The 11023-nt window shown below is 69.4% G+C and carries 14 protein-coding genes; 9 read left to right on the top strand and 5 right to left on the bottom strand.

Annotated elements, in window-relative coordinates:
* The 7 genes from E2C06_RS01735 to E2C06_RS01710 form a co-directional block, all read left to right on the top strand.
* Window positions 1-208: sigma-70 family RNA polymerase sigma factor (locus E2C06_RS01735; protein WP_133286838.1), on the top strand; the 208-nt coding region annotated here is incomplete at its 5' end.
* A 29-nt stretch (window positions 209-237) separates the two neighbouring features.
* Entirely contained in the window at window positions 238-810 is a 573-nt protein-coding gene (locus tag E2C06_RS01730) for a GNAT family N-acetyltransferase (RefSeq protein ID WP_133286837.1), read from the top strand.
* Between the two features lie 629 nt (window positions 811-1439).
* Window positions 1440-1646: a cold-shock protein gene (locus E2C06_RS01725; RefSeq protein WP_133286862.1), complete on the top strand. Its 207-nt coding sequence runs from the start codon at window positions 1440-1442 to the stop codon at window positions 1644-1646.
* An 82-nt stretch (window positions 1647-1728) separates the two neighbouring features.
* Window positions 1729-1944: a hypothetical protein gene (locus E2C06_RS01720; protein ID WP_241671069.1), complete on the top strand. Its 216-nt coding sequence runs from the start codon at window positions 1729-1731 to the stop codon at window positions 1942-1944.
* Window positions 1945-1957: 13 nt separating this feature from the next.
* On the top strand, window positions 1958-2131 hold the full coding sequence (locus E2C06_RS37290; RefSeq protein ID WP_165982147.1) for a hypothetical protein: 174 nt from the start codon (window positions 1958-1960) through the stop codon (window positions 2129-2131).
* Window positions 2132-2309: 178 nt separating this feature from the next.
* Entirely contained in the window at window positions 2310-2525 is a 216-nt protein-coding gene (locus E2C06_RS01715; protein WP_133286835.1) for a cold-shock protein, read from the top strand.
* Between the two features lie 113 nt (window positions 2526-2638).
* Window positions 2639-2860: a hypothetical protein gene (locus E2C06_RS01710; protein ID WP_133286834.1), complete on the top strand. Its 222-nt coding sequence runs from the start codon at window positions 2639-2641 to the stop codon at window positions 2858-2860.
* Window positions 2861-2983: 123 nt separating this feature from the next.
* On the opposite strand, the gene E2C06_RS01705 is transcribed toward E2C06_RS01710, so the two are convergent.
* The gene (locus E2C06_RS01705; protein WP_133286833.1) at window positions 2984-5104 is read right to left on the bottom strand and encodes a sodium-translocating pyrophosphatase; all 2121 of its coding nucleotides are present in this window, start codon (window positions 5102-5104) and stop codon (window positions 2984-2986) included.
* Between the two features lie 220 nt (window positions 5105-5324).
* Here E2C06_RS01705 and E2C06_RS01700 point away from each other — a divergent pair, with 220 nt between their 5' ends.
* A complete protein-coding gene (locus E2C06_RS01700; RefSeq protein WP_241671068.1) occupies window positions 5325-6530 on the top strand; it encodes an E22 family MetX-like putative esterase in 1206 nt (401 codons plus the stop codon).
* Window positions 6531-6648: 118 nt separating this feature from the next.
* Here the strand turns inward: E2C06_RS01700 and E2C06_RS01695 are convergent, their stop codons facing one another.
* From E2C06_RS01695 to E2C06_RS01680, 4 genes are all read right to left on the bottom strand, one after another.
* Complete coding sequence (locus tag E2C06_RS01695) at window positions 6649-7092, bottom strand: response regulator (protein WP_133286832.1); 444 nt, start codon at window positions 7090-7092, stop codon at window positions 6649-6651.
* A gap of 226 nt (window positions 7093-7318) precedes the next feature.
* On the bottom strand, window positions 7319-8596 hold the full coding sequence (locus tag E2C06_RS01690) for a glycosyltransferase (RefSeq protein ID WP_133286831.1): 1278 nt from the start codon (window positions 8594-8596) through the stop codon (window positions 7319-7321).
* Window positions 8593-9234 carry a DUF4214 domain-containing protein gene (locus tag E2C06_RS01685; RefSeq protein ID WP_133286830.1) on the bottom strand — a complete coding sequence of 214 codons (642 nt, stop codon included), beginning with the start codon at window positions 9232-9234 and terminating at the stop codon, window positions 8593-8595. The genes E2C06_RS01690 and E2C06_RS01685 overlap by 4 nt, the downstream gene beginning before the upstream one ends.
* A gap of 30 nt (window positions 9235-9264) precedes the next feature.
* A complete protein-coding gene (locus tag E2C06_RS01680; protein ID WP_133286829.1) occupies window positions 9265-10641 on the bottom strand; it encodes a glycosyltransferase family 4 protein in 1377 nt (458 codons plus the stop codon).
* A gap of 165 nt (window positions 10642-10806) precedes the next feature.
* On the opposite strand from E2C06_RS01680, the gene E2C06_RS37285 reads away from it, so the two are divergent.
* Entirely contained in the window at window positions 10807-10983 is a 177-nt protein-coding gene (locus tag E2C06_RS37285; protein ID WP_165982146.1) for a hypothetical protein, read from the top strand.
* The last annotated feature ends 40 nt before the right edge of the window (window positions 10984-11023 follow it).

Genomic DNA, 11023 nt, shown 5'->3' with positions numbered 1-11023 from the left:
CAGGGTCCTGTCCAGCCTGACCCCGCGCGAGGAGCGGGTGCTGCGCATGCGCTTCGGGATCGGCATGAACACCGACCACACGCTGGAGGAGGTCGGGCAGCAGTTCAACGTGACCCGCGAGCGCATCCGCCAGATCGAGGCCAAGGCGCTGCGCAAGCTCAAGCACCCGAGCCGCAGCCGCAAGCTGCGCAGCTTCCTCGACAACTGAGCCGCCGTGCTGGCCAGCGGCGACCGGCGATGAGCCTGAAAGGCGAGACCGTCATCCCGGTCGCGGTCGATGTGACCTTCCTGCGCATGGACCAGCCGCCCGAGCCGGGCGGGCCGCGGCTGCCGGCCGCGGCCGGGGTGGTCCTGGCGCGGCGCTGCAGCGTCGGTTTCTACCGCTACCTCTACCATACGGTCGGCCAGGATTATTGCTGGTGGCTGCGGCGGACCCTGCCCGATGCCGAGCTTGCCGCGATCCTGGGTAATCCTGGGGTTTCCATCCACGTCCTCTACCAGGATGGCGAGCCGGCCGGCTTCTACGAGCTCGACCGGCGCAACCGGCCCTTCACTAACCTTGGCTATTTCGGCCTGTTGCCGCATGCCGTCGGGCATGGGCTGGGGCCTGCATTCCTGCGCCACGCGGTCGAGACCGCCTGGGCCGAGCACCCGCGTGGCCTGACGGTGAATACCTGCACCGCCGATCATCCGCGTGCCCTGCCCAACTACCTCGCCAGCGGCTTCGCCAAGCTACGCACGGTGCGGGAGGTCTGGCAGGTGCCGGCCCGGCTCGGCCTGCCGATCCCCGAGCGGCTGCGCCACCGCTAGCGCGCTTCGGTTCGCCAACCGGGCCGCGCACGGCCGACTGCTGGCATTCACCGCAGATCGCCCGGGCGGTTCGCACCACGGATCTTGCTGCGGACCCGGTCCGAGGCGGTCGGCATACGGAGGCCCGGACTGCGGCGGACCGCACCGCCATCGTCGCAGGTCATGCGCGCCCCGCAGCCGGGACCCTTCCGCCGGGACGACGACCCGTAAGTGGATTATCGCAACGTGAAGCCGAATTGGAGTCCCGCATCTCCGCTGTTTTGGTGTATATGGTCGTGCTGGCCAGGATCGCTGTGGGTCAGGCTCGGCTGCTCGACACTGCCCTCGCAGGCGGAGCCGCAGGTCCCATGCGGCCGGCGGAGCGGCGCTTGCGACGGGCCTCGGCCCTGCTGCCGCGGAGTCCCGGACCCGCAGACCTCGCGGTCGCGGGATCGCATCCGCGCGATCCCGGGCGAATGAAGTTGTGTCCCGACGCGTTCGGGCGCATGGTGCGATCGTCAACCCGTCTGGTTCGGCCTGTTTCGACAGCTCATGATAGAGCGCCGAGCCTGGTTTCCGTCCCGCATTGGCAGATTGGCCTGCCCCGCGGCGTGCGTGGGGCGGAACGCATGCTTGATGGATTTGCTATCATGACTACCGGCACTGTTAAGTGGTTCAACGCCACCAAAGGCTACGGCTTCATCCAGCCTTCTGACGGGACTGCTGACGTTTTCGTGCATATCTCCGATGTCCAGCGCGCCGGCCTTCAGGGCCTGAACGACGGCCAGAAGGTCAGCTTCGACGTGCAGCGCGGCAAGGAAGGCAAGCTGTCCGCCGGCAACATCCAGCTCGACTGAGGTCCGGCTTCTCGTTCGGGGACCGGCTGCGGCCCCGGACGCTTTCCGCCTGCCCATCCCGCAGCCGAAAGGCAGGAGGATTATGATGTCACCCCACCGCTTCAATGTCGGGCAGAAGGTGGAATTCGTTCCCCATCGCTTCGACGGCAATGTGCCCCGCGGGCTCTACACGGTGGTGCGGCAGCTTCCCGGCCCGGACAACGACCGGGAATACCGGGTCAAGCATCAGCAGGATGGGCATGAGCGCGTGGTGCTGGAAAGCCAGCTCCGCAGCGGCGCCACCGGCGTTTTTTCCTGATAGGGCGGCCAGCGTGGCGAGACGACCGAATTACGGCCAGCAACGGGCCGAGATCAATCGCGGCAAGCTGACCAAGCAGGCCGAGAAGCAGCGTGAGCGTGAGGAAGCGGTCGCCCGTCGGAAGCAGGAACGTGAGGGCGGACCCCTGCCCGAACCCGCCGCCGATGAAGACAAGACCGAGGCCTGACACCGCCGCCACGCCCCGTGGCGTGGCTGGCGTTCCGGGAATGGCTGGTCCGGCCTATTTTGCCGCAGCCCTCCCGTCCGGTTCGGCCTGAAGGCCGAATGCGGTGAAGACCAGCGTTAGGGCGAGTCCCGTTCCACGAAGGGCGTGGGACGGAACATGAGATGATGGAATAGCGACAATGGCTACCGGTACCGTGAAGTGGTTCAACGCAACCAAGGGCTTCGGCTTCATCCAGCCCGATACGGGCGGTGCGGACGTGTTCGTCCACATCAGTGCGCTCGAGCGGGCCAACCCGCCGATCCGTGCGCTGAACGAGGGCCAGAAGGTCAGCTTCGACCTCGAGAATGACCCGCGCAAGGGCAAGGTTTCGGCTGGCAACCTGAAGCTGGCCTGATCGAAGGCCTCTGTCGGAGCCGGCCTTTTTGGCCGGTCCCGGCGGTTGATCATCGGCAGATTGGGACCCGGTGCCGTTCGCGGCGCCGGGTTTCTGCCTGAAGGGGGCATCCCATGGCCAAGCGACGCGATGACGGCAAGTGGGCGTTCTTCGACGTCCACTACACCGATGGCAGCCGGACTTCGAACCGCAAAGTGCCGACCGATATCCTCGGCGGCCTCGACGGCGACGAACCGGCCCGTACCGAGATCGAGTCACAGGACCAGCGTATCGCCGACGCCTCCGGCAAGCCGCGGCGGGTCATCGCCACCCTGCGCCGGGCCGTGCTGGCCTGAGGCGCGGCGGCCGGGCGCCACCGGAGGATTTGTCCGAAAATGCGATTTCGCGTGCCTTGGCGATCGGCATGAAAAAGGCCGGCGGGGGAACCCGCCGGCCTTTTCCCGTTCGCGCCGTGCCGGTCAGCCGCTATGCGCCAGGATCGCCAGCAGCAGCAGCGCCACGATGTTGGTGATCTTGATCATCGGATTCACCGCGGGTCCGGCGGTGTCCTTGTAGGGATCGCCCACCGTGTCGCCGGTCACCGCGGCCTTGTGGGCCTCGGATCCCTTGCCGCCATGGTGGCCTTCCTCGATGTATTTCTTCGCATTGTCCCAGGCGCCGCCGCCGGTGGTCATGCTGACCGCGACGAAGAAGCCGTTGACGATGACGCCGAGCAGCATGGCCCCCAGCGCCTCGAAGCCGGCCGCCTTCCCAGCGATGGCGCTGATGCCGAAATAGATCACCAGCGGCGAGAGCACCGGCAGCAGGGACGGGATCATCATCTCCTTGATCGCCGCCCTGGTGAGGATGTCGACGGCCCGCCCGTAATCCGGACGGTCGCGGCCTTCCATGATTCCCGGCTTCTCGCGGAACTGCCGCCGGACCTCCTCGACCACGCTCATTGCCGCGCGGCCGACCGCCGTCATCGCCATGCCGCCGAACAGGTAGGGCAGGGCGCCCCCGAACAGCAGGCCGACGACGACATAGGGGCTGGATAGGCTGAAGGTGAGCGCGCCGACGCCCCGGAAGTAGGGATAGGCATCGGTATTGGCCGCGAAGAAGGTGAGGTCCTGGGTATAGGCGGCAAACAGCACCAGCGCGCCGAGGCCCGCCGAGCCGATCGCATAGCCCTTGGTGACCGCCTTCGTGGTATTGCCGACCGCGTCCAGCGCATCCGTGGTGACCCGGATCTCCTTCGGCAGGCCGGCCATCTCGGCGATGCCGCCGGCATTGTCGGTGACCGGGCCGAAGGCATCGAGCGCGACCACGACTCCGGCCAGCGCCAGCATGGTGGTGACGGCGATGGCGATGCCGTAGAGGCCGGCCAGGTTGTAGCTGAACAGCACGCCGGCGATGATGATCAGCGCAGGGACGGCGGTGCTCTCCATGCTGACCGCGAGGCCGCGGATCACGTTGGTGCCGTGGCCGGTCACCGAGCTCTCGGCGATCGCCTGCACCGGACGGTAGTTGGTGCCGGTGTAGTATTCGGTCACGACGATGATCAGCCCGGTCACCGCCAGCCCGACCACGCCGCAGAGGAAGAGCGAGAAGGCGTTGAAGGTGGCGCCCGCCGCGGTGATGCTGCCGCTGCCGAAGACCAGGTAGGTCAGCGGCAGCAGGGCGATCAGCGACAGCACGCCGGTGACGATGAAGCCGCGGTACATCGCGCCCATGATCGAGTTGTTGGCCGGCAGCTTGACGAAATAGGTGCCGACGATCGAGGTCACGACGCAGACCGCGCCGATCGCCAGCGGATAGAGCATGCCGAGCGCGAGGGCCGCGGGCGGGAAGGCGATGGCCGCCAGCACCATGGTGGCGACCATGGTCACCGCATAGGTCTCGAACAGGTCGGCCGCCATGCCGGCGCAGTCGCCGACGTTGTCGCCCACGTTGTCGGCGATGGTGGCGGGATTGCGGGGGTCGTCCTCGGGGATGCCGGCTTCGACCTTGCCGACCATGTCGCCGCCGACATCGGCGCCCTTGGTGAAGATGCCGCCGCCGAGCCGGGCGAAGATCGAGATGAGGGAGGCGCCGAAGCCGAGGGCGACGAGGCTGTCGATGACTACGCGATCATTCGCCGCCAGGCCCATGAGCTGGGTCAGGATGAAGAAGTAGACCGCGACGCCGAGCAGCGCGAGGCCGGCGACCAGCAGGCCGGTGATGGCACCCGACTTGAAGGCGACGTCGAGGCCCGCGGCCAGCGATTGGGTGGAGGCCTGGGCGGTGCGGACATTGGCGCGCACCGAGACGTTCATGCCGATGAAGCCGGCCGCCCCCGACAGGACGGCGCCGATCAGGAAGCCGATCGCAACCGGGATGCCGAGCGTGACCACCACCAGCACCAGCAGCACCACCCCGACGATGCCGATGGTCGTGTATTGCCGCTTGAGATAGGCCGAGGCGCCTTCCTGGATGGCCGCGGCGATCTCCTGCATGCGGGCGCTGCCCGCATCCAGCGCCATGACCTGTTTGGCGGTGACCACGCCGTAGGCGATCGAGAGCGCCCCCAGCACGATCACCAGCAACAGTGAAATCGTCATCAAAGTCGCAACCCCCCATTGTTCTTCGCAGCCGGACGGCGTGCCCCGGGCCAGCCTGGGTTGGCCCGGGGCACGCCGGCGCCCGCGCCTAAAGGCTATGCTGGCCTTCGGCACCGGCGCAACGGTGGCGCCGGGACGCAATCGCGGCACCCAGCCGGCATCTTGCTGGCGCCATGATCGCCGACCACCATGCCGGCTTCCACAGCGGAGAGTACCCGGTATGATGAGACGGCGAGGCCTCCTGGTTGCGACGGCCCTGCTGGCGGCCGGCACCGCAGCGCCCGGCATCATGCCTGTCGCCATGGCACAGCAGGCCGCAGTGCCGGAGGTGCTAGAGAAGCGGGTCTTCGAGGCCGGCGCCTTCCAGACGCGCGGCGGCGCCAGCATCCCGAATACCCGCATCGGCTATCAAACTATGGGCCGGCTGAATGCGGCGGGGGACAATGCCGTCCTGATCTGCCACTTCTTCAGCGGCAACAGCCACGCCTTCGGGCGCCTGTCGGCCACGGGCCCGGCCGGCTACTGGGACGCCATCATCGGCCCGGGCAAGGCGATCGACACGGAGAAGTACTTCGTCGTCTCGGCCGACACGCTGGTCAACGTCAACGTCCCCGATGCCAGTACCGTCACCACCGGCCCGGCCAGCATCAACCCGGATACCGGCCGGCCCTGGGGCATGGCCTTTCCCGTCATCGCCATGCGCGACTTCGTCGAGGTGCAGAAGCGGCTGCTCGACAGCCTCGGCGTGAAGCGCCTGGCGCTGGTGGCCGGCCCGTCCAATGGCGGGCTGCAGACCATCGAATGGGCCGCCGCCTATCCGGACTTCGTCCAGCGCGCCATGCCGGTGATCGCCGCCGAGATCGATGCCTGGATGCAGGGCTGGCTCGACATCTGGGAGGCGCCGATCCGCCTCGACCCGAATTGGCGGGAGGGCGACTACTACGCGCTCGGCCGCGAGCCGCCGCTGCGCGGCCTGGCCGAGGCCTGGAAGATCGTCACGCTGCACGCCCGCGACCGGCTTTGGGCGAAGCAGTACGACCGCAAGCTGCCCGAAGGCCAGGATCCGGCGCGCCGCATCGGCGACCGCTTCGCCATCGAGAAATGGCTGGACGACGCGGCCGCGGCGCGAGCCAGGACCTCGGACGCCAATTCCTTCCTGTACATGGTCCGCGCCAACCAGCTCTTCCTGAACGATTACCCGAGCCTGGCCGCTGCGATGGAAGGGGCGGCGAAGCGCTGGCTGGTCATCCCTTCGCCCACCGACCGGGTCTTCGTGCATGACGGCGCCCAGGAGTTCATTGAGGTACTGCGGAAGGCCGGCAAGGCGGTAGAGACGGCGGAGGTGACGGGGCCGCTCGGCCATCTCAATGGCGTGGTCGGGATGGCTCCGCTCGGCGACCGCATCCGCGCCTTCCTGGCCGAATAGGGGCGCTTGCGGGCCGGGGCGAATGCCCGTCGCCCGGACCTTCGCCCCGAGAACAGGAGGCCGCCGCGGTGCCGCGTCTGGTCCTGGACGCGAGCCGCAATGGCCCGGCACCGGCAGGTCACGCCGCCGGCGCCGCCTCGACGGGTGGGACGCCGCCCAGGCAAGGCTGCCCCGGCACCGCGGCCGGCACGACCCGCGCCAGCGACTCGGCCAGCTGGCTCATGGCGAATGGCTTCAGGAGCAGGGTGGTACGCCCCATGCCGCAGGCCGCGAGCATGCACGCCCCGTCCGGCGGCAGCCAACCGGTCATCATCACCACCGGCAGGTCGGGGCGCTCCGCCCGCAGCAGCGGGATCAGCTGCAGACCCGAAAGCCGGGGCATGGCAAGGTCGGTGACGAGGACGTCGAAGGGCAGGGCCGCCGCCAGGCCCAGTGCGGTTTCACCATCCGCCGCATGCATCACGCTATGGCCCATATCGGCCAGCGCATCGCTGATCACCAGCGCGGCGAGCGTCTCGTCCTCGGCCAACAATACCCGCAGGCCCTTGCCGAGCTGCGCCATGCGTCTCTCCCCCTGTGGTCGCCCTGGTCAACCAGCGTTGCGCATGATGAAGCAGCAGGCACGGATTCGGAATGGTTCGGCGGTCCAGCCCCTCTTGCGGTTTCGCTATAGTTGAAGAAAATCGATAATGTAACACGTTGTAAGATTCCAATCGGCACGCGCTGGCCGGTTCCGGACCGTCGCGGCGCTTCCGCCTTCAGCCCTGAACGCCCATCTCGGCAGCACCTTAGCAGCACGGCGGATCCGGTGCGGGTCGACGCGCCAAGGTCGGTTGGCCCTGCCGTGCGCGCCGCGCGGCATCCCAAATGGTAATCGCGTCCAGGTAGGCGGCGGCCGAGGCTGCCAGGCCGTGCTCCTGCCGCAGGTGCGCCCGTGCGGCGGCGCCCCGAGCCGCCAGCCCCGCGCTGTCGCGCAGCAGCCCGGCCACCAGCGCTGCCAGCCGCGCCGCGGGCTCCGGGCCAGGCGGCAGCTTCGCCACCACGGCATCCGGGTATTCCGCCGCCGGCCCGGTCGCGTCCACCACGGCCGGCAGGCCCATCCCCAGCGCTCCCACCAGCGCGCCGGAGGTCTCGCCCGCCTGCGGGTGACGCAGGTTGACCAGCAGGTCGGCGGCTCGGGCATAGGGCAGGAAGGCGTCCTCCGGCAGCCAGCCGGTGACCCGCACGCGATCCCGTAGCCCGAGCCGGTCGATGTGCCCGGCCAAGTCCAGCCCGGGATCCGGCGCCCCGGCGATCACGTGCAACAGGTCGGGGAAGTCCGCCGCCAGCCGCGCCACCGCCGCCAGCACCAGGTCGATCCGCTTGGCCGGCGTGGCATGGCCTAGCGAGAGCAGGATCGGTGCCTGCGCCGGCAGGCCGAGCCTTTGGCGCGCCGCGGCCCGGTCCAGCCCATCGAGCGCGGCGACCGCCCCCGGGAGGTGGTGCGGCACCACGCGCAGCGGCGGCCCGCCAGGGCGTTGCACCCGCCCGGCGGCGAAGCGGCTATGCAGGATGACGCCCTGCGCCCGGTCAAGCACCTGGCGATGCATGGGCAGCAGGAAGCGGGTCCCCGGGTGGAGCAGCCCCTGCGCCCGCAGCAGCGCCACCCGCCGGCCAGCCTCGCCATGCTCGGCGGAGAGCGCCGCGGCGTAGCCCGCCGGATTGCCGCGGCCAAGGGTCAGGGCCTCCACCAGGTGGTGCAGCACCGGGTCGTGCAGGGTGACGATCCCCGGCCGGCGCAACGCCGCGACATAGGCATGCGCATGATCGAGGCTGTTGCCGATCTGGTACAGATGCGCCCAGCCCCGCAAGGCCGGGCGCCCGCGATAGTCGAGGACCGAGAGCACCTCGCACCCGGCCAGCGGCACGATGTCCTGGCGCCGGGCGACCACCGCGACAACCGGCAGGGCCGCCGCCAGCACCGGCAGCAACTCTGCGGCATAGCTGGCGATGCCCGATCGCCCCGGTGGCAGCGGGGTGAAGACGACGAGGCCCGCCGGCAGGGGCAGGGAGGAGCCGGGGGTCACCCGCCCCGCCGGGCCTCGAGCGCGAGCAGGCGGGCTTCCATCGCGCGCAGCCGCGCCTCCATCCTGGCCTCGGCCGCCGCGACCAGGTCGCCGGCGTAGTCGACGACGAGGCGCGAGACCGCCTGCACCGCCGCATCCCGCGCCGCCGCCGCCGCCGCCGCATCTCCGTTGGGCGGGCCGAGCAGCCCGTCCAGCCGCTCCGCCACCTCGCGCCGCAGGGCATTCATCTCGAAATGCAGGCCGGCATCGCGCGATTCGATCAGGTCCGCGGTGAAGCCCGCGCCGCCCAGCAGCCCGACCGCCTCCTGCAGCCGTGCCACCTCGGCCTGCAGCCAATCCGTCCGCAGCGCCAGGGTGACGGCCAGCACCCTGGTCGGGCCGGGCGGGACGGCGGGGCCGTTGCCGAAGCCGATCCGGGCGCCGTGGCGGGCCGCTTCCTCGGACCCGGACACTTCCCGCAACGCCTCCAGCCGCCGCTCCGGCCGGCCGGCGACAGCGTCCAGGTAGCGGCGGTAGCCGGCCGCATCCGGCCAGCGCCCGAGCACCGCGAGGTAGAGGTTGACGACGAAGTCGTGGTCCTCGCCGCCGATCAGGTCGGCCGCATCGAAGGCGCGGCCGGCCGGTCCCTGGCTGTCCATGGGCGTCTCCTTTGCCTTGGCGGGGCCGCGTTATTCGGCGGCGAGGCGCGGCGCCTGCGGGACAGCATCGCGGCCAGCCGGCGGGACGCCGAGCCGGGCATAGAGCGCCTCGAGCCGCGCCGCGTAACGCTCCGGGCTGAACCGGTCGGCCTGACGCGGCCCAGCCTCGGCCAACCGTGCGCGCAGCGCCGGGTCGCGGTCCACGGCCTGGATCGCCTGGACCAGGGCGGAGATGTCGTAGGGATCGACCTGGATCGCCGCATCTCCCACCACTTCGGGCATTGAGGCAGTATTGGAGGTGATGACCGGTGTCCCCAGCAGCATGGCTTCCAGCGCCGGCAGGCCGAAGCCTTCGTAGAGCGAGGGGAACAGCACCGCCCGGGCGCCGCGGATCAGGTTCACCAGCAGCCGGAAGGGGACATAGTCCAGCATCATGATCCGGTGCCGGGTCCGCAGGATCGAGCCTTCCTGCACCAGGTACTTCACATGGTCGTCGTAGAGCAGGCGGAGCTCGTCCTCGGACTTCCAGGCCCGCTTGCCGACGATGACCAGCGGGCCCTCTGCGCCGCTGGCCAGGTAGGCCTGAATCATCCGGCCGACATTCTTCTTCGGCTCGATCGCGCCGAAGAAGAGCCAGTAGTTCCCGGCCTGCAGCCCGAAGCTGCCGTCGATCTCGGCCCGCACCTGTTCCAGCGGCAGCTCGCGCAGCCGGCGGGGGATGTCGACCGCCTGGTAGGTATTGGTCACCCGGTCCTCCGGCACGCCGAGCAGCGAGACGATGTCCCGCTTCGACGCCTCGGAGACCGTCACGATATGGTCCGCCCGCCGGCCGAGCATGCGGTTCAGCCGGAAGTAGCGCCGCTTGTTGTCGAGAGTCGTGTAGGGCAGCCGCAACGGCACCAGGTCGTGCATGGTGTAGATGTTGCGGGCGCCGCGCACGCGGAGCGCCAGCGGATAGGTCCAGTGCATCAGCTGCGGCGGGGCAGGCACCGTGACCGCCAGGCGGCCGCTGAGGAAGCGCTGGTGGGCGGCCGCCTGCTGGAAGAGGTCCTGGGTGTTCCAGATCTCGTTGAAATACGGCAGCCGGTCGCGGAAGGTCGCGGTCACCACCTTGCCGGTGATCGGCACCGGCACGGCGATCTCGCCGAACGGCGCGCGCAGCATCCGCTTGGCCCGGCGCAGCGCCACCAGCCATTTCGGCGGGTTGCCGACGCGCTCGTCGAAGAAGGCGATCTCCCGGATCAGGGTATTGGCCGAGGGCGAGGCGCGGGTGCCGTAAAGCACCCCGACCTCATGCCCCAGGCGTTCCAGGGCGAAGCTGAGGTTGCGGGCGTAGGTGGCGACGCCAGTGCCCTGGTTCAACGCGAGATTGTAACCATCCAGGAAGACGCGCGGCGGCCTGGTCATGCCGGGATCTCCGTGACTCCGACGGTTCCTCCGGAATGGGCGGTCGCCGGGACGTGAGGCCCCCTAGAGTGGCCGTTCACGACTTGGCAAGGTGTGCTATGCGGATATCGCTTTATACGCGATGAACGAGGTAGGTTTATCGCGTTCGTGATGCAGGATCCCAACGTGGCCCATACCACCGAACCGCTATCCGTCCTCGCAGCCGATGCCGCGACGCTGGACCTGCCGATGCGCGGCCAAGTGGCGCTGCGGCTGGTGGACCTGTCCATGCTCATGCTGCGCGTCGCCGCCATCCTGGTGCTCCTGTCGCCCCTTCTGGGCGTGGCCATCCTGCTCGGCTGATATTCACGGAGGGTTAAGCACTCTCCCATCCTGGTCGAGA

The sequence above is a fragment of the Dankookia rubra genome (assembly GCF_004355005.1).
GTDB lineage: Bacteria > Pseudomonadota > Alphaproteobacteria > Acetobacterales > Acetobacteraceae > Paracraurococcus > Paracraurococcus ruber_A.
This window is presented reverse-complemented; position numbering and strand designations above follow the sequence as displayed.

Excerpts from the sequence above, each read along its gene's own strand:
- E2C06_RS01730 (WP_133286837.1), top strand. The coding sequence starts at position 238 with ATGAGCCTGAAAGGCGAGACCGTCATCCCGGTCGCGGTCGATGTGACC.
- E2C06_RS01725 (WP_133286862.1), top strand. The coding sequence starts at position 1,440 with ATGACTACCGGCACTGTTAAGTGGTTCAACGCCACCAAAGGCTACGGC.
- E2C06_RS01720 (WP_241671069.1), top strand. The coding sequence starts at position 1,729 with ATGATGTCACCCCACCGCTTCAATGTCGGGCAGAAGGTGGAATTCGTT.
- E2C06_RS01715 (WP_133286835.1), top strand. The coding sequence starts at position 2,310 with ATGGCTACCGGTACCGTGAAGTGGTTCAACGCAACCAAGGGCTTCGGC.
- E2C06_RS01710 (WP_133286834.1), top strand. The coding sequence starts at position 2,639 with ATGGCCAAGCGACGCGATGACGGCAAGTGGGCGTTCTTCGACGTCCAC.
- E2C06_RS01705 (WP_133286833.1), bottom strand. The coding sequence starts at position 5,104 with ATGACGATTTCACTGTTGCTGGTGATCGTGCTGGGGGCGCTCTCGATC.
- E2C06_RS01700 (WP_241671068.1), top strand. The coding sequence starts at position 5,325 with ATGATGAGACGGCGAGGCCTCCTGGTTGCGACGGCCCTGCTGGCGGCC.
- E2C06_RS01695 (WP_133286832.1), bottom strand. The coding sequence starts at position 7,092 with ATGGCGCAGCTCGGCAAGGGCCTGCGGGTATTGTTGGCCGAGGACGAG.
- E2C06_RS01685 (WP_133286830.1), bottom strand. The coding sequence starts at position 9,234 with ATGGACAGCCAGGGACCGGCCGGCCGCGCCTTCGATGCGGCCGACCTG.
- E2C06_RS01680 (WP_133286829.1), bottom strand. The coding sequence starts at position 10,641 with ATGACCAGGCCGCCGCGCGTCTTCCTGGATGGTTACAATCTCGCGTTG.